Raw genomic sequence first — 16,277 nt, 5'->3', positions numbered from 1 at the left:
GGAACCGGCAGCGATGACGCAGGCTGATCTGGTGGCGGTGATCGAGGTTGCCGGCATCCTGCGGGAGACCCGGCGGAAGCCGACAGCAATCGTGAGGGTCACGCTGGGGCCGCTGACAACCACCTTCGAGGTGGTGGTCCGGCGCTTTAATCAGCTTGTCCTTCGGGCGCCTCACGGGGCCGGTGGAGTGCCTGCCGCAACCGTCTCGGGAGACCTAGAGGCCGATATTATTGAGGCTGCCAGGCCGCATCTCACCCGCTGAGCGAAACGCGCGCTTGCTCGCGCGCGCGAGACCTGACACCTCGGCTGTCTGCTGCATCAACACAACCTTGCCTGCGGCGGCGCCCGTTGCAGCGCTGGGTCAAGTCTCCCGCATCATCACTTGGCCAGGTCGCGGCTGGCCCGTCCGCGTACGTCAGCCAGCGTGCGCCGACAACGGTAACGGTCGCACCGGTCTAGCCAAGCGCGGGGCTGCATCAGCCGCCCAGCCTGTAGTGGCACGGGCGGCGCGGTGAGCCTCGACCGGGCGGCAGGCGCGATGCTCTGGCGCATCCAGGCCCATCATGTGGATGGCCTCGCTCACAGTGAGGACGGAGGTGCCGTTGATGACGTCGCCGGGCTCTGCGGCGGTGGTCTGGCGCGTGGGGGCCGGTGCCAGCACGAGGAGGCCAGCACCGCGCAATCTACTCCAGCCCCTGCACTCTAGTTAATGCAAACATCTCGGCTGGTCTGCCGCCGCTCTTGATTGTGCAGCTGGGGCGTGAACTAGAATGCCTCCGCTCCGATCACTCCCCGTCGCCAGCAGATCGCGCGCAAGGACCTGTGAACACTCATGTGTTGTAGTGGTTCGGGGACGGTGTTACCGGTTGCCTATGATGTGCAACGCGCCGCCTTGAAGCCATAAATCTGGCACCCGCTAAGGGTGCCGGCTTTAGGCATCCGCAGGCTTGAAGCCTCGGACGCTTCCTGTTTGCAGGACGCATAGGCGGCCGCAGGCTACGCCCTTCTGCTTGGGGGCTGACCGCTCCGCTTCTGCTGCACATTCGCCCCGGCGCGGGCAACTGTCGGCAGTCCGGCGTTTCTGCACTTCCTGACGATGTGAAACCGGCCTGCTGCCTGCACGCGGTCCTGCCAATGCTGGCCCGGAGCACAGTTTCAGGGACTACCCGAACATGGCGGTCGGCCACGCCGCGTCGTCACCGTACTGCGTCAGCAGCTACACGGTGTAACGAGCTGGCGCTTTGTAGGACATCAGCCAAATGCCTAGCGTCGCATCATCAGCGCGCAACCAGTGGGCTAGGGCAATCTTTCGCTGCGCTCCGCCTGAAACATCCGGTGCGCCATTCTTGCATGCAAGCACCGGTCCGAGCACTACACCGCGTGTTGCGGAGCTGGATGCGCTGCGCGGCATTGCCGCTCTGGCTGTCGTGCTGACCCACTACCTCGACCGGTATGACGAACTGCATGGCCATGTGACCGATCCGCTGTTCTACCTGCCTTGGGGTGACCGGGGCGTGCAGCTGTTCTTCGTAATCAGCGGCTTCGTCATCTTCATGACGCTGCAGCGGGCGCGACATCCCATGGACTTCATCGTCTCCCGCTTCTCCCGGCTGTATCCCGGATACTGGGCGGCGATCATCGTGACCACGCTTACGGTGCACGCGCTGGACGTCGCCTATTACCAACGGCCGATGCAGGACGTGGTCCTGAACTTCACAATGCTGCAGAAGCTGTCGTTCATCCCGGCCGACGACATTGAGGGCGCTTACTGGACCCTGTATGTCGAGCTTTGGTTCTACGCCGGCATGCTAGCGCTGTTCACTCTGGGCTTGCTGCGCCACATCGAGGCGTTCCTGCTGCTCGGGCTCAGTGCCTCCCTGGCCTGGTGGGCGGGAGAAGAATGGGGCGGGGCGGGTTTCTGGGGCTGGAACCTCACCACCACCTTCGGGCTGGTGTTCAACCAAATCCCGTTCTTTGTCATCGGCATCGGGCTCTACCGGATCTACATGCAAGAGCGACCGCGGATGGCCCTGCTGATCATCCTAGCCGCGCTCGCCTGCATCACGGTGCTGCACCCACTGGAATACGTGGGCGCCGCGCTGGTCGCTATCGGCGCCTTCGCCCTAGTCCTGACCGGACGAGCCGGCTTCCTGCGCCAGCCTGTGCTGATCTGGCTCGGCGCCATCTCCTACAGCCTTTACCTCGTGCACAACTTCGCCGGTCGTGCATTGATCCTGCGGCTGCAGGAGGATGCCGGATGGTCAGCTAATGTCTCTATCGCAGCGGCGCTGGTGGCGTCGCTGATTGTGGCGACGGTGCTAACCTACCTGGTAGAGCGCCCGGCGCAGCGCGTGATCCGGCTCGCCTATGCCCACTGGCGCGGGCGCTTTAACCGGAAGCAACCGGCTATTACCGAAGCACAGTGAGACAAGCCAAAGTTGGACGCAGCGTATTCAGACGAAGGTAAAGTCGAACCGCGGCCCGTTTGACTTGCATTTCCCTAAACCCGGTTGCCAGCCGCGCCTGCGACGTGGAGAACGGTTGCAGATGATCTCTTTAACTCTGCGCCGATGACGGGTTTTTCTGTTCGAACTCAGATTAAAGGACTCGTTGCGGGCCTGCGGACGGGGCTGGACGTCGTTAAGCGCTTGGCGATTATGACAGCCGCATTCGGCTAGCCCGCACGCCGCCTGCGATCCGAGAACCGTCATGGCGCAAATCTCAATGGCCTACGGGGGCCGGCGCTGGTGGCGGTGCTGTGTTGTTGTGGACAAATTTGTGGACTTATTCGGCGCCGACCCTGAAGCCCAAGGAAATGGCCGACATTTGGCGGAGAGGGTGGGATTCGAACCCACGGTAGGCTTGCACCTACTTCGGTTTTCGAGACCGACGCGATCGACCACTCTGCCACCTCTCCGCGGGTGGTGCCGCCCTATAGACATGGGCCGCGCACAGCGCAACATCCGCTCACGAGCCTGCAGCGGTCAGCAACAGGTCTACGCCCTTGCCATGCCTGGCCAGTAGCCAGCTTTCCAATGCCACTTTGGATCCGGGACCTCGTCCCAACGGCACCCTATCGGGCTGCGGAGGTTTCCGGCTACGAGCCTGATCATCCTTGCGATAGCGGTCGGCGAGTAGCTTGGGGCGGGCCGTGACGCCCCGTTCGCCGCACCAGGCCGCCGAAAACTTCAGTGCCTGGCCCGGTCTGGCGGTGATCAGGCAGACGCTGCCGGCCGCTTCGGCAGGCGGATCAGGTTGCCGACCTCAGCGTCAGCCTCAGAGCAGAGCTACAGCCGCTGTTCAGATCGGACCGATCCGAGGGCCCGCAGCAGCAGCGCCCGCGACAGCTTCTCCGGCGCGATCGAGTCTCGCCTGCCGGTGGCAAAGCGCTTGTCGAAATCACCAAGACCCGCGCCATCGCCGCGTTCACCAGCGCGTGGATCGCCTGCCGCGGATGGTCAGGCGGCACCATTGCCGCCGGGCTGGGATTGTTGAAATCGACACGGTCTGCCGATCCGAACCGCGCATCAGTCAAGGCACCGCTGCCAACCGGCACCGCGCATCAGGTCACAGCCGTTCTGATCAGCCGAAGTTCCGCAGCCTACAAGTATCCTGGTTCCGTGGTCGCTCCGATGCGGAGGGTGCGCTGGCAGAAGCGGTGGATCGCGGTGAGGATGTCCTGGGCGGACCTGGTCCAGCGCAAGGGCCCGGGATCTGCATCGTGGGCGTCAATGAGAGCGATGATGTCGCGTTCCTGGCCCGGATTGGCCGGTGGATGCCAATTCTGGCTGATCCGGGAGGCGTTGGTCGGGGTGAAGTGGACGTGCCACCGGTGGCGCTTGGCAGCCGTCCCAGGCCAGTGAAGCGGGCCGCGCCGGGTCAGGCGATGCCGAGCCCGCGCATCTCCGCCAGCGCCTTGGCTGCGGCCGCCTTCATGAAACCCTGGTCGGAGGAATAGACGAAGGCGGTAGCGCCGATGCTGTTCAGCCACTCGGCCTCTTTCATCCCCCCGACGAAGACCATCACAGGCTTGCCGGCCCGCTTCGCGGCGGCGACGATGCGATCCACCGCATCACGGATCGGAGGGGCGTCATTGGTGGGTGCGCCGAGCGCTGCCGTCAGATCGCCGCGGCCAATGAACAGCGCGTCGATCCCCGGTGTCGCTGCGATGGCGTCGATCTCCTCCAGCGCCTCCGGGTCCTCGATCTGCGCCACGACGGTGGTCCCGGCGTCGGCCGCCTCGATGTAGTCCCACATCCGGCCGCCACCATAGCCCGCTGCGCGGACGCTGCCGGAATAGCCGCGCTTGCCGCCACGATAACGGCAGGCGGCGGCCACCTGGGCGGCCAGGGCAGCGCTGGCCACATGCGGCACCAGCACGCCGGTGGCGCCGCAATCCAGCACGGAGAGCAGGTGGTGCGGCGCCGGGCTGGGCACGCGAACCAGGCCCGCCGTGGCGGTGGCACGTGCGGCGAACAGCGCGGCATCCGTCGCGGCTCGGTCGAAGGGCGAATGCTCCTCATCCACCACGACGAAGTCGAAGCCGATGCTGCCGAGGATCTCGGTGGCGTGCAGCGTGGGCGTCTTGATGAAGCTGCCCACCAGGCGATCACCGCGGGCAAGGCGGGCGCGGAAGCTGCTGTCCAGGTCTGGCATCGGTCGGTCCTGCGAAGTGGGTTGACGGAGAAAACGTGTTCTGTTTATCAGAACATCTCTCCGTTCTTAGAAACACTGTCACGCCGGCGGCCGCTGTCAAGCCAGCCGAGGGAGGCACGCCATGCCGCGCATCGACGGACCGCAACGTGGGGAGGGGCTGCAGGCCGTCGCCATGGCGTTGCTGATCCTGGAACACCTGGCCCGCCAGCGCGGCGATGTCGGCGTCACCGAGCTCGCCCGCGCGCTGGAGACGACGAAAAGTCGCATCCACCGGCATCTGCGCACGCTGCTGGAGGCCGGCTACATCGTGCAGGCGCAGGAACGCTACCGCATCGGCCACCGGCTGGTGACGCTGGGCCGCGCCGTCTCGGAGAATTTCGACCTGGCCACGGTCGCGCGGGAGGAGATGCGCGCGCTGCGCGACCAGGTCGGGCAGACCGTGGTGCTGAGCCGTGCGGAGCCCGCTGGCGCCGTGGTGCTGGCGACTCTGCCGGGCCAGGATATGATCGAGATCTCCGCCAAGTCCGGCGCACTGATGGCGCTGCACTGCACGGCGCAGGGCAAGTTGACCCTGGCGCATGCGGACGCCCCGCTGCGCGAACGCGTGCTGCTCTCGCGCCTCGACCTGCGAACGCCGCACACCATCACGGACCCCGAGCAGCTGCGGCAGGAGCTGGAGCAAATCCGCGCGCAGGGCTGGGCGACGGCGGCGGAGGAAAGCCTGGTCGGCGTCAACGCACTCGCCGCGCCGATCTTCGAAGGCGGCGGCGGCATGGTCGGCGCCATCGCGCTGCTCGGCTCCATCCAGTTCATCCCGCGGCAACCCGCGGCGGCGCTGATCCGCGCCGTGCAGGGCGCGGCGGCGCGCATCTCCGCGCGGCTTGGGCAGGTTCTTGACAGCGATCGCCGCTGACCACCAAAGTGGATTTATGAAAGGAACGATGTTCCGTTCAGCAGAACAATTTTCAGTGGAGCAAACGCCATGGCCTATGATGCTTCCGACCCCCGCGCGGCGCTCGCCCCGCCCGCCGCGACGAAGATCGTGGATGGGCCCTACGCACCCGCCGACTACGCCAAATTCTACGAGACGCCGCCGCAGGAAGACGCCGACGGCATCCGCACCTGGCTGGTGCGCGGCCGCAACTTCATCATCGCCTATTCCGAAGTGACGGAAGGGGCCGTGCTGGCGCGGCGGGACCAGCCGGACGAGTATGTGCTGCTGCTGCCCGATCCCGGCCTTTCCGCGACGGTCACGGCCGGCGCCGAAACAAAGACGGTTGAAGGCAACTCGCTCGTCTTCATTCCGCCCGGCGAAAGCCGGATCACGGTGAACGGCAAGGGCCGCATCGTGCGCCTGTTCACGCCGCGCTCCACCGACCTCGCCGCGCGCTGCAGCAACGCGGCGCGCTACGAGGCCACGGACCCGCGCATTCCGCCGCTGCAGGATTGGCCGACCCCGCCCGATGGCTTCCGCATCCGCGACTATACGCTGGACGTGCCGAAGGAGCCGGGCCGCTTCGGCCGGATCTGGCGCTGCACCACCTTCATGGTGAACTACCTGGAACCCGCGCCCGGCCCGCGCGACATCCGCAAGCTGTCGCCGCACCACCATGATGATTTCGAGCAATGCTCGCTGGTGCTCAACGGATCCTACACCCACCACATCCGCTGGCCCTGGACGCCGGACCAGACCCTGTGGCGGGAGGATGAGCACGAGTTGTGCGGCGCCCCCTCCGTCACCGTCATCCCGCCGCCGAGCATCCACACCTCCCGCGCCGAGGAAGCCGGGCAGATGGTGGACATCTTCTGCCCGCCGCGACGCGACTTCTCCAACAAGCCGGGCTGGGTGCTGAACGCGGCGGACTACCCGATGCCCGGCGAGTAGCCACGCGCCCATCCCCGGCCGGCCTCAGCCCGAGGTCGGCCGGCTGCCCTTGAACAGCGGCTTCGTGGTGCGCGCGGCATAACGCCAGCGCCCATCCGGTCCGCGCACGCATTCATCGGTCACGGCGCCGATCAGGATCGGCGGCTCCGACAGCAGCGGTGGCGTGCCGTCCTCCGCATACAGGCACATGGTCCACTCGGCCGTGGCGTGGTCGGCATCCCGCACCGTGACATGGAAATTGTGGATCAGGTGCCGCGCCACGCGGTCGCCACGCCCCTCGCGTTCCGCATAGAAGACGCGGATCGCCTCCCGCCCCTGCCGCGCCTTGTGGCTGGTGGTGTAGATTCCATCCTCGGTGAAATGCTCATGCGCATTGCGACCCCAATTGGAATCCACATCGTGCCAGAAGGCGATGTTGAGGACCTCCAGCTCCTGCCGGATGCGCAGCTCGTCGACAGTCATGCAGTCCACTCCTGTTCAATCGACCGAGATGTTGGCGGCGGCGATGATCGGCCGCCACAGCTCGATCTCCGCCGCCATCCGCCGCGTTAGGTCGGCCTGCGTGCCACCCAGGGGCGTCAGGCCGAGCGGCTGCAGCAGCGACCGCGTCTCGTCCAGGCCGAGATAGGCGTTGCTCGCCGCGTTCAGCTTGGCCACCGCATCCGCCGGCATCCGCGCCGGTCCGAGCAGCGAGATCCAGCCGGTGGCGCGATAATCCGCCACGCCCTGCGCCTGCACCGGCGCCACGTTCGGAAGCTGCGGAATCGCCTCGGCCGCAGTGACGCCGAGCGCGCGCAGCGTGCCGGACTCGATATGCGGCAGATAGGTGGTGACCAGGTCGATCCCCATATCCACGGCGCCCGCCAGCAGGTCGTTGGTCAGCGGCGCGGAGCCGCGATAGGGCACCAGGTTCAGCCGGATGCCGGTGCGGTGCATCAGCAGCTCGATCGCCAGGTGCGCGGCGGAGCCCAGCGGCGGCGTGCCGCAATTGACCTTGTCAGGATTCGCCTTCGCGAATGCCACCAGCTCCTGCACGTTGCGGTAGGGCATCTGGCTGCGCGCCGCGATGACGATCGGCAGTTCCGCGAGCAGCGCGATCGGCGCCAGATCGGTGGAGGGATTGAACGGCATCGACTTGAACAGCAGCGTGTTGTTCGTGATCGGGCCGTTCGTGGTGACCATCAGCGTGTGGCCATCCGGCGCGGCGCGGGCGACGGAGGCGGCGCCGATATTGCCGTTGGCGCCGGAGCGGTTCTCCACCACGAAGGGCTGCCCGAAGCGCTCGGAGAAATTGCGGGAGACGGAGCGCGCCAGCACGTCGGTGGACCCGCCGGCCGGCCATGGCACGACGACGGTGACGGGACGGTTGGGCCAGGCCTGCGCGAGCGCCGGCCGCGCGGAGGCCGCAAGCCCGGCGCCGAACGCCAGGCCGCCGAGCCGCCGCCTTGTGAGAATGGACATGGTCGCTTCCCTTCGTCTTCTTGTTCTCAGGCGCTAAAATACAGCCGCATCGGCGTCTCGCCGGCGATCAGCCGCCGGGTCGCCGCATCGGGCACCCAGTCCCTTAGATCCGCGATGGTCTGCGCGTAGCTCACGCGGTCCTCGAAGGCGGCAAAGGGCCAGTCGCTGGCCCACATCAGGCGTTCCCCGCCGGAGACGCGCAGCAGCGTCTGCGCGGTGCTTCGTGCGGACTCCGGCGACGGCATGCGGAAGCCGCCGGACATCTTCACCCAGGTGCGCCCGCGTTCCACCGCCGCCAGCAGCGCCTTGAAGCCCGGGCAGTTCACGCCGAGCGTCTCGTCCGGTTTGCCGAAATGGTCGATCACCAGCTTCACGCCGGCGCCTTCCACCGCCTCGATCACCTCCGGCAGCATCGGGCTGCTGACCAGGGTGTGCACATGCCAATCCAGGTCGCGCACGCGGCGCAGCAGCAGCCGGTACTCCGGGCTGCGCAGATCGGGCGGGTCGGGCACGCGGCGGAAGAACAGGCGGATGCCGACAACGCCATCCGCCTTCATCCGCTCCAGCGTGTACATGTCCGTCTCCGGCTGCACGAAGACCGTGCCGCGCAGTCGCTTGTGCCGGCGGAGCGACCGGATGACGTAGTCATTGTACTGGCCGTGCAAGCTGGCCGCGGCGATCACGCCGAAGCCGATGCCGTGCTGGTCCATCACCTCGATGAACCGCTCGGCGGAGGCATCCTCCGGCGGGTGGTGCCACGCCCAGGAGGTCAGCGGCATGTCCTTCAGATAGACGTGGAAATGCGTGTCGACGAGCGGCGTATCGGTCTCGGTCATTCGCGTGGGATTCCTGCGCGGGTGGCAATGGATTGCCAGAGCGGCACCTCGGCCCGCATCCGCGCGGCCAGCGGCTCCGGCCCATCCAGCAGCGTCTCGGCGCCCAGCTCCGCCAGGCGGTTCGCCAGAGGCACGCCGGTGCGCAGCGGCGCCAGGTCCCGCATCAGCGTCGCCACCGCCTGCTGCGGCAGGTCGCGGGAGCCGAACAGGCCGAACCACAGCTCCACGCCGTCATAATCCGGCACCAGCTCCGTGATGCTCGGCATCTCCGGCAGCAGCGCGCTGCGCCGGCGCCCGCAGGTGGCCAGGGCGCGCAGGCGGCCGCCGCGGATATGCGGCAGCACCTCGATCGGGCTGAGGAAGCCGGAGGCAACCTCCCCGCCCAGCAGCGCGGTGGCGGAGGGGGCGGAGCCGCGATAGGGCACGTGCAGCAGGTCCAGCCCTGCCCTGGCGCGCAGGACCTCTCCAGCGAAATGCACCGTGGTGCCGATACCTGCGGTGCCGAAGCTGACCCGGCCCGGCTCCGCCTTCGCCCGCGCCAGGTAGTCCGCCAGGTCGCGAAATGGCGAATCCGCTCGCACCATCAGCAGGATCGGCGAGGCCGCCGTCTGCGTGATCGGCACCAGGTCGGCCAGCGGATCGAAGCCCGGGTCGCGTTGCAGCGCCGGCAGGATGGCGACGGCCGAGGTGGTGTGCAGCAGCAGATGCGTATCGGCCGCCTGCGCCACCGTGCGGATGCCCAGCGCGCCGCCGGCGCCGGAACGGTTCTCCACCACGAAGGGCTTACCGAGGCTTCGCGCCAGATGGTCGGCGATGATGCGCGCCGGGATGTCCGTGGTGCCGCCGGGCGCGAAGGGGACGGTGATGCGGACGCCCCGCGCCGGCCAGGCCTCCTGCGCCCAACCCGGCGTCGCGAAGGCGGCGAGGCCGGCGGCCAGCAGGCTCCGTCGGCGGCAGGGCGCACGGTACGGCATGAACGTCCTCCGCGGCGCGTTTTCCCGCGCCGTTCCAAGCAAGCTAGCGACTTCGCGCGCGCCATCCAGCGCGCCGAGCGTGCGTTCCGCATCTCGGAATGGCGCGCATCGCGGACCTGAAAGGGCGCAGCGCCATGCTTAGCTGAGGCGACGATGGAGGATGCCGACGCATGCGGGTGATCGAGATCAGGGGCAAGGGCGGGCCGGAGGTGCTGGCAGTGGCGGAGCGGCCCATCCCCGCCTGCGGAGCCGGGGAGGTCCTGGTCCGCGTGGCGGCCGCCGGGGTGAACCGGCCGGATGTGCAGCAGCGCAAGGGCCTGTACCCGCCACCGCCCGGCGTCACGGATATTCCAGGCCTGGATGTCGCGGGCGTGGTGGAGGCGGTGGCGCCCGACGTCACCTGGCCACGCCCCGGCGACGCGGTCTGCGCGCTGGTCGCCGGCGGCGGCTACGCCGAATACTGCGTCGTCCCCGCGCCACAATGCATGCCGATCCCGCGCGGCTTCAGCTTCGCCCAGGCGGCAACCTTGCCGGAGGTGTTCTTCACCGCCTGGAACAACGTGTTCTGGCTCGGCCGGATCGCGGAAGGTGAGACGCTGCTGGTGCAGGGCGGCACGAGTGGTGTCGGCATGGCGGCGATGCAGATGGCGCGGGAGCTGCGCGGCGCCACCGTCATCGCCACCAGCAGCTCCGCCGCCAAGCGTGCCGTCTGCCTGGACTACGGCGCGCATCACGTAGTGGATTACCGCGAGGCCGATTGGCCGGACCAGGTGCGCGCCCTTACCGGTGGCGCCGGCGTCGATGTCATCCTCGATGGCCAGGGCGGCGACTACACGCCGCTGGAGATGGCGCTGCTGGCGCCCGACGGGCGGCTGGTGCTGATCGCCAGCCACCGTGCGCCGAAAGCCGAAATCAGCACGCGGGACATCTACATCCGTCGCCTGACGCTCACCGGCTCCACCCTGCGTGCGCGCCCGGCCGCCTACAAGGGTCGCATCGCGCAGGAGCTGGTGGCGCAGGTCTGGCCGCTGCTGGAGGCCGGGCGCATCCGCACCCATATCTGCGCCACGCACCGGCTGGAGGATGCCGCGGCCGCACAGGCGGTGCTGGATGCCAATGCGCAGATCGGCAAGCTGGTGCTGACCGTCTCGGACCTGGCGGAGACGGTCCCCTGACCGAGGCGCCGGTCCAGTCCGTGCTGCGCGCCCTGTCGATCCTGCGCGAGCTGAACAGGCAGCAGAACACGACGGTGGACCAGCTGCACCGTGCCACGGGCCTGCCGAAGCCGACGGTGCTGCGCCTGCTGGGTACGCTGGCCGGGGCCGGGCTGGTGATGAAGGGCGAGCGCGGTATCGGCTACCGCGTCACCTCCGACGTGCAGGCGCTGAGCGCCGGGCTGCAGGGCGGGCCGCTGGTGGTGGAGGCCGGGCGCCCCTGGGCGGCGGAGCTGACGCGACGGCTGCGCTGGCCCGCGGCGATCGCGGTGCGGGATGGCGGCCGCATCGCCATCCGCCTCAGCACCGCGGCCAGCAGCCCGGTCTCCCCCTTCCACGCCACCATCGGCATGCGCCACAGCCTGGTGACCCGCGCCCTGGGCCGCGCCTATCTCGGCTGCTGCCCGGAGGCGGAGCGGCACGACCTGCTTCGCCTGCTCGCCGCCTCCACCGACCCCGAGGACCACCCGCCCGGGCTGGAGCGTGTGGTGCGCATGATCGTGGCGATGGTGCGCCGCCAGGGCTACGCGCTGCGCGACCCGAATGTGGAGCCGCGCAGTTCGAACACCGTCGCCGTGCCGATCCGCCTGGGGGACGCCGTGGCGGGCACCATCGGTCTGAGCTTCTTCCGCTCCGCCATCAGCCGGCAGGCGCTGGTGGAGGAGCTGGTGCCCGCGCTGCAGCAGGCGAGCCGGGAGATCAGCGCCGCGATGCTGCGGCTGCATTCCGGCATGCGGAACAGCGGCAGTTCCTCCTTCTGCCCCGGCACGCCGCCACACTAGCGTCCGCGCGACAAGCCGGGGGAAACACATGCAGGCCGAAGGCCAGGATTCCGCGCCACGCCAGGCGCGCTTCGCCGTACCGCCGCTGACCTGCGACGCGCATTGCCACGTCTTCGGCCCCGCCGCGCGCTTCCCCTATGCGCCCAGCCGCCGCTACACGCCGGAGGACAAGCCGAAGGAGGTGCTGGCCGCGCTGCACCGGCGGCTAGGTCTCGGCCGTGCCGTGATCGTGCAGGCGAGCTGCCACGGCACCGACAACCGCGCCATGGTCGATGCGCTGCGCAGTGATCCCACGCGCTATCGCGGCGTCGCGATGATCGACGACACCACCCCGGATGCCGAGCTGGAGGCGATGCAGGCGGCCGGCGTGCGCGGCATCCGCTTCAACTTCATCAAGGCGCTCGGCGGCGCGCCCGACATGGCCGTGTTCCACCGCGCCGTGGAGCGGGTCCGGCCGCTCGGCTGGCACATCGTCCTGCATGTGCAGGGCGAGGGCGTGGCGGAGATGGCGCCGGTGATCCGCGCGCTGCGCATGCCCGTGGTGATCGACCATATGGGCCGCGTCGATCCCAGTTTGGGTGTCGACGGTCCCGCCTTCCGCACGCTGCTCGACCTGCTCGCCGACGAGCGCATCTGGGTAAAGCTGAGCGGCGCCGAGCGGATGACGCTGTCCCCCTTCACTGAGGCCCTGCCTTTTGCGCGCGCCCTGCTGCGCGCCGCGCCGCATCGGGTGCTGTGGGGCACTGACTTCCCGCATCCGAACCTGACCACGCCGGTGGATGAGCTGGAGCTGCTGAACCTGGTCCCGGATTTCGCCCCGAAGGCCGAGGACCGCCAGCGCCTGCTGGTCGACAACCCTGCCACGCTCTACGGTTTCTGAAAGGCAACGCATGCCGGCCGTCGACTCCCACGCCCACGCCTTCGACCTGCGCCGCCAGGGCTGGGGCGGCGATCGCGGCTTCGACATCCAGCCGAACGAGCTCGGCACTGCGCCGCAATTCCTGCACATGCTGTCCAGCCACGGCTTCACCCATGGTGTGCTGAGCAATCCGCTCGGCGGCTATGGCGCCAACAATACCTACATGCTGGAGGCGATCGCGGCATCCGCCGGCCGGCTGAAGGGCGTGGCCCTGCTGCCGGATGCGACGCCGGAGCCGGAGATCCACCGCATGGTGGAAGGCGGCATCGTCGGCATCCGCTTCAACCTGGATTTCCCGACCAGCCCGCCACTGCTCGGGCCCGCCGGCGACCGCGCGCTGGCGCGTGCGCGGGAGGTCGGCTGGTTCGCGCAGCTTCACTATCACCACGGTGACTCGCTAATCGCCGCGCTGCCGACGCTGCGCGCGGCGAAGCTGCCGGTCGTCATCGACCATTGCGGCCGGCCGGAGCTGGCAGGCGGGCTGGACCAGCCGGGCTTCCGCGCCCTGCTGGAACTCGGCCGGAGCAGCGATGCCGTCATCAAGCTGTCCGGCATCTTCCGCTTCAGCGCGACGGACTCGCCCTATGCCGACACGGACCCCTTTGTTTCAGCGCTGATCGAGGCCTTCGGCACCAGTCGCTGCATCTGGGGTTCCGACTGGCCCTTCCTGCGCGCCCGGGCGCGCACGGATTTCGGCCCGCTGCTCGCCGCGCTGCATCGCGTCCTGCCCGATGCGGCGGATCGAGAGAAGGTGCTCTGGACCAATCCGGCGCGGCTGTTCCGCATGTCGGCCTGACCGGCAACAAGGGGAGGATCGCATGATCACGACGCGGCGCAACGTGCTGGCGGCGACGGGGCTGGTGCTGGGGGCTGGCCCCGCGCGGGCGCAGGCCTATCCGGATCGCGCGATCCGCGTGATCGTCCCCTATGCGGCGGGCGGCGCGGACCAGTTCATTCGGCCCCTGCAGGCCCGGCTGACCCAGGCGCTCGGCCAGCCCATCGTCATCGACTCCGTCACCGGTGGCGGCGGCGCGATCGGCGCCAACCGCGTGCGCGCCGCCGCGCCGGATGGCTACACGCTGCTCTTCGCCGGGACGGGCGCGCTGACGGCGGTGCCTCGGCTGCAGCGGCTGAATTATTCCATCGCGGATTTCGCGCCGATCGCGAACCTGATTGCCATCCCCTACGTTCTGGCGGCGCGGCAGGGTGCCCCCTTCACCGATTTCGCCGGCTTCCTGCACGCGGCCCGCGCCAGGCCGGAGGCGCTGAGCTACGGCACGCCCGGCGTCGGCAGCACGCCGCATCTGGTGGCGGAGGCGATGGCCAAGGCGGCCGGTGTGAAGCTGCTGCACGTGTCCTATTCGGGCGTGGCGACGGCGGTTGTCGGGCTGCTGGCCGGTGACATCGACCTGGTGATGGGCGCGCCCGGCAACATCATGCCGCTGGTGGATCGCGGCGTGGTGCCGCTGGCGCAGACCGGCGCGCGGCGCATCGCCGTGCTGCCCGACCTGCCGACGCTGCGCGAGGCGGGTCTGGCGGTGGACCTCGTCACCCGCTTCGGCTTCTTCGCGCCGAGGGGCACGGATGCCGCCGTGCTCGACCGCTGGTCGCGCCTGCTGCTGGAAGGCGGCGGCGACCCTGCCTATGCGCAGGCCATGCAGCGCGCCTTCAACGAGGTGGAGCTGCTGGACCGGACCCGCTTCCAGGGCTTCCTGGCGGCGGAGGACGCGGCCACGGCGGAGCTGCTGGCCGCCCTGAACCTGGCAGCCGGCTGAGACAGCACAAGGATCGCGCGGATGACCGAACTGAACCAGGGTGCCCTCGGCCCCTACAATCTGCAGGGCAAGGTCGCCGTCATCACCGGCGGCAGCAGCGGCATCGGCGCGGCCTCCGCCCGCCGGCTCGCCGAACTCGGCGCGACCATCGCCATTGGCTACAATAGCGGGCGCGAGCGGGCGGAGGCGCTGGCGGCGGAACTGCCCGGCGGCGGTCACATCCCGCTGTACCTGCCAATGGCGGATACCGCCGCCATCCGCGCCGCGGCGGCGGAGGTGGAGTCCCGGATGGGCCGCGCCGATGTGCTGGTGAATTCCGCCGGCACCACCCGCGCCGTGCCGCATGCGGATCTCGAGGCGCTGGATGACGAGACCTTCGACCGCATCCTGATCACCAATGTCCGCGGCCCCTATTCCACCATCCGCGCCTTCGCGCCGCTGCTGAAGCGCGGCGGCGATGCGGTGGTGGTCAACATCTCCTCCCTCGCCGCGGTGAACGGGCTGGGCAGCAGCATCGCCTACTGCGCCTCCAAGGCGGCGCTGGATGTGATGGGTGTCTCGCTGGCCCGCGTGCTGGGGCCGGAGATCCGCGTCATCGGCGTCTCGCCCGCCGCGGTGGATACCGGCTTCGTGCCGGGCCGCAGCCGCGATGCGGTGCTGAAGCAGGCGGCGCTGACGCCGCTGAAGATCGTCTGCCAGGCGGATGACGTGGCGCTCGCGGTGATTGCCGCCGTCACGCACCTGCGGCTCACCACCGGCACCTCGCTGCTGGTGGATTGCGGCCGGCATCTCTAAGCCAAGGAAGGACAGACCCGATGCCGCTCACGCGCCGTCACGCCATTGCCACCCTGGGCGCCGCGCTCGCCGCCCGCCCCGCCCTTGCCCAGGATTTCCCGAACCGTGCCATCCGCATCATCGTGCCCTATGCGGCCGGCGGAACGGACCAGTATGTGCGCCTGCTGCAACAGGATATCGCGCAGCGCCTGGGCCAGCCGGTGCTGATCGATTCCGTCGTCGGCGGTGGCGGTGGAATCGGCGCCAACCGCGTGCGGAGCAGCGCGGCGGATGGCTACACCCTGCTGTTCGCCGGCACCGCCGCGATCACCGTGGTGCCGCGCATCAACAAGCTGCCCTATTCCGCGGCGGATTTCGCGCCGATCTGCAACCTGGTGGCGCTGCCGATCATCGTCGCGGCGAAGCGGGACTTCGCGCATCGCACGGCACAGGACATGCTGGCCGCGGCCCGCGCACGGCCGGAGGGCATCTCCATCGCCTCCCCGGGCATCGGCAGTTCGCCGCATATGGCGGCGGAGGCGATGGCGCGGGCGGCGGGCGTGAAGCTGCTGCACGTGCCCTATCCGGGCATCGCGCCGGCGATGACGGCGCTGCTGGCTGGCGATGTCGATCTCGTGGTGGGGGCGCCCGGCATCATCCTGCCGACCGTCGAATCGCACGGCATCCTGCCGCTGTTGCAGACCGGCGCCACGCGCAGCGCCGCGCTGCCCAATCTGGTCGCGCTGCAGGAGATCGGGCTGGATGTGGATTTGGTGACCCGCTTTGGCTTCTTCGCGCCGAAACAGACGCCGGAGCCGGTGCTGGACCGCCTGGCCCACGTCTTCATGGCTTCCGCCGCGACGCCCGAATACGCCCAGGCGATGCGGCGCGCCTACAACGAGGTGCTGCTGCAGGATCGCGCGCAATTCGCCCGGGCCCTGGCCACGGAAGACGAGGTCAGCGCTCGGCTGGTGCGGGACCTCGGCCTGAGCTGAACCGCC

The 16,277-nt window shown here is 69.0% G+C and carries 16 protein-coding genes and 1 tRNA gene; 11 read left to right on the top strand and 6 right to left on the bottom strand.

Annotated elements, in window-relative coordinates; all coding sequences use genetic code 11:
• Positions 1-13: 13 nt before the first annotated feature.
• Both ACLF3G_RS23975 and ACLF3G_RS23970 read left to right on the top strand, forming a co-directional pair.
• Positions 14-262, top strand: coding sequence for a hypothetical protein (locus ACLF3G_RS23975; protein WP_430671919.1), 249 nt, complete (start codon positions 14-16; stop codon positions 260-262).
• Positions 263-1,346: 1,084 nt separating this feature from the next.
• Positions 1,347-2,426, top strand: a complete 1,080-nt coding sequence (locus ACLF3G_RS23970; protein WP_430671918.1) for an acyltransferase family protein — start codon at positions 1,347-1,349, stop codon at positions 2,424-2,426.
• 401 nt (positions 2,427-2,827) lie between these two features.
• Here ACLF3G_RS23970 and ACLF3G_RS23965 read toward each other — a convergent pair.
• Both ACLF3G_RS23965 and ACLF3G_RS23960 read right to left on the bottom strand, forming a co-directional pair.
• A tRNA-Ser gene (locus tag ACLF3G_RS23965) sits at positions 2,828-2,917 on the bottom strand.
• Between the two features lie 962 nt (positions 2,918-3,879).
• Positions 3,880-4,656: an HpcH/HpaI aldolase family protein gene (locus tag ACLF3G_RS23960; protein ID WP_430671917.1), complete on the bottom strand. Its 777-nt coding sequence runs from the start codon at positions 4,654-4,656 to the stop codon at positions 3,880-3,882.
• Positions 4,657-4,777: 121 nt separating this feature from the next.
• Here ACLF3G_RS23960 and ACLF3G_RS23955 point away from each other — a divergent pair, with 121 nt between their 5' ends.
• Positions 4,778-5,569: an IclR family transcriptional regulator gene (locus ACLF3G_RS23955; RefSeq protein ID WP_430671916.1), complete on the top strand. Its 792-nt coding sequence runs from the start codon at positions 4,778-4,780 to the stop codon at positions 5,567-5,569.
• 69 nt (positions 5,570-5,638) lie between these two features.
• On the top strand, positions 5,639-6,541 hold the full coding sequence (locus ACLF3G_RS23950; RefSeq protein WP_430671915.1) for a hypothetical protein: 903 nt from the start codon (positions 5,639-5,641) through the stop codon (positions 6,539-6,541).
• 24 nt (positions 6,542-6,565) lie between these two features.
• On the opposite strand, the gene ACLF3G_RS23945 is transcribed toward ACLF3G_RS23950, so the two are convergent.
• The 4 genes from ACLF3G_RS23945 to ACLF3G_RS23930 are packed head-to-tail and all read right to left on the bottom strand — an operon-like array spanning position 6,566 to position 9,812.
• Positions 6,566-7,003 carry a nuclear transport factor 2 family protein gene (locus ACLF3G_RS23945; RefSeq protein ID WP_430671914.1) on the bottom strand — a complete coding sequence of 146 codons (438 nt, stop codon included), beginning with the start codon at positions 7,001-7,003 and terminating at the stop codon, positions 6,566-6,568.
• Between the two features lie 15 nt (positions 7,004-7,018).
• Positions 7,019-8,002, bottom strand: coding sequence for a Bug family tripartite tricarboxylate transporter substrate binding protein (locus ACLF3G_RS23940; protein ID WP_430671913.1), 984 nt, complete (start codon positions 8,000-8,002; stop codon positions 7,019-7,021).
• Positions 8,003-8,028: 26 nt separating this feature from the next.
• Complete coding sequence (locus ACLF3G_RS23935) at positions 8,029-8,838, bottom strand: amidohydrolase family protein (protein WP_430671912.1); 810 nt, start codon at positions 8,836-8,838, stop codon at positions 8,029-8,031.
• Positions 8,835-9,812, bottom strand: a complete 978-nt coding sequence (locus ACLF3G_RS23930) for a Bug family tripartite tricarboxylate transporter substrate binding protein (protein WP_430671911.1) — start codon at positions 9,810-9,812, stop codon at positions 8,835-8,837. The genes ACLF3G_RS23935 and ACLF3G_RS23930 overlap by 4 nt, the downstream gene beginning before the upstream one ends.
• Before the next feature lie 170 nt (positions 9,813-9,982).
• Here ACLF3G_RS23930 and ACLF3G_RS23925 point away from each other — a divergent pair, with 170 nt between their 5' ends.
• From ACLF3G_RS23925 to ACLF3G_RS23895, 7 genes are read left to right on the top strand one after another with little or no spacing between them, the layout of a single operon-like run.
• The gene (locus tag ACLF3G_RS23925; protein WP_430671910.1) at positions 9,983-10,987 is read left to right on the top strand and encodes an NAD(P)H-quinone oxidoreductase; all 1,005 of its coding nucleotides are present in this window, start codon (positions 9,983-9,985) and stop codon (positions 10,985-10,987) included.
• Positions 10,873-11,808: a DNA-binding transcriptional regulator gene (locus tag ACLF3G_RS23920; RefSeq protein ID WP_430671964.1), complete on the top strand. Its 936-nt coding sequence runs from the start codon at positions 10,873-10,875 to the stop codon at positions 11,806-11,808. Before ACLF3G_RS23925 ends, ACLF3G_RS23920 begins: the two co-directional genes overlap by 115 nt.
• 28 nt (positions 11,809-11,836) lie before the next feature.
• Complete coding sequence (locus ACLF3G_RS23915; RefSeq protein WP_430671909.1) at positions 11,837-12,688, top strand: amidohydrolase family protein; 852 nt, start codon at positions 11,837-11,839, stop codon at positions 12,686-12,688.
• A 10-nt stretch (positions 12,689-12,698) separates the two neighbouring features.
• Entirely contained in the window at positions 12,699-13,523 is an 825-nt protein-coding gene (locus ACLF3G_RS23910) for an amidohydrolase family protein (protein ID WP_430671908.1), read from the top strand.
• 22 nt (positions 13,524-13,545) lie between these two features.
• Positions 13,546-14,502: a Bug family tripartite tricarboxylate transporter substrate binding protein gene (locus ACLF3G_RS23905; RefSeq protein ID WP_430671907.1), complete on the top strand. Its 957-nt coding sequence runs from the start codon at positions 13,546-13,548 to the stop codon at positions 14,500-14,502.
• 21 nt (positions 14,503-14,523) lie between these two features.
• On the top strand, positions 14,524-15,297 hold the full coding sequence (locus ACLF3G_RS23900; RefSeq protein ID WP_430671906.1) for an SDR family NAD(P)-dependent oxidoreductase: 774 nt from the start codon (positions 14,524-14,526) through the stop codon (positions 15,295-15,297).
• Between the two features lie 20 nt (positions 15,298-15,317).
• Entirely contained in the window at positions 15,318-16,271 is a 954-nt protein-coding gene (locus ACLF3G_RS23895) for a Bug family tripartite tricarboxylate transporter substrate binding protein (RefSeq protein ID WP_430671905.1), read from the top strand.
• Positions 16,272-16,277: the final 6 nt, after the last annotated feature.

It is taken from the genome of Falsiroseomonas sp. HC035 (assembly GCF_050563525.1).
Lineage (GTDB): Bacteria > Pseudomonadota > Alphaproteobacteria > Acetobacterales > Acetobacteraceae > Falsiroseomonas.
This window is presented reverse-complemented; position numbering and strand designations above follow the sequence as displayed.

Bases quoted from the DNA above. Each gene is read 5' to 3' on its own strand.
- ACLF3G_RS23975 (WP_430671919.1), top strand. From the start codon at position 14: ATGACGCAGGCTGATCTGGTGGCGGTGATCGAGGTTGCCGGCATCCTG.
- ACLF3G_RS23960 (WP_430671917.1), bottom strand. From the start codon at position 4,656: ATGCCAGACCTGGACAGCAGCTTCCGCGCCCGCCTTGCCCGCGGTGAT.
- ACLF3G_RS23955 (WP_430671916.1), top strand. From the start codon at position 4,778: ATGCCGCGCATCGACGGACCGCAACGTGGGGAGGGGCTGCAGGCCGTC.
- ACLF3G_RS23950 (WP_430671915.1), top strand. From the start codon at position 5,639: ATGGCCTATGATGCTTCCGACCCCCGCGCGGCGCTCGCCCCGCCCGCC.
- ACLF3G_RS23945 (WP_430671914.1), bottom strand. From the start codon at position 7,003: ATGACTGTCGACGAGCTGCGCATCCGGCAGGAGCTGGAGGTCCTCAAC.
- ACLF3G_RS23940 (WP_430671913.1), bottom strand. From the start codon at position 8,002: ATGTCCATTCTCACAAGGCGGCGGCTCGGCGGCCTGGCGTTCGGCGCC.
- ACLF3G_RS23935 (WP_430671912.1), bottom strand. From the start codon at position 8,838: ATGACCGAGACCGATACGCCGCTCGTCGACACGCATTTCCACGTCTAT.
- ACLF3G_RS23930 (WP_430671911.1), bottom strand. From the start codon at position 9,812: ATGCCGTACCGTGCGCCCTGCCGCCGACGGAGCCTGCTGGCCGCCGGC.
- ACLF3G_RS23925 (WP_430671910.1), top strand. From the start codon at position 9,983: ATGCGGGTGATCGAGATCAGGGGCAAGGGCGGGCCGGAGGTGCTGGCA.
- ACLF3G_RS23915 (WP_430671909.1), top strand. From the start codon at position 11,837: ATGCAGGCCGAAGGCCAGGATTCCGCGCCACGCCAGGCGCGCTTCGCC.
- ACLF3G_RS23910 (WP_430671908.1), top strand. From the start codon at position 12,699: ATGCCGGCCGTCGACTCCCACGCCCACGCCTTCGACCTGCGCCGCCAG.
- ACLF3G_RS23905 (WP_430671907.1), top strand. From the start codon at position 13,546: ATGATCACGACGCGGCGCAACGTGCTGGCGGCGACGGGGCTGGTGCTG.
- ACLF3G_RS23900 (WP_430671906.1), top strand. From the start codon at position 14,524: ATGACCGAACTGAACCAGGGTGCCCTCGGCCCCTACAATCTGCAGGGC.
- ACLF3G_RS23895 (WP_430671905.1), top strand. From the start codon at position 15,318: ATGCCGCTCACGCGCCGTCACGCCATTGCCACCCTGGGCGCCGCGCTC.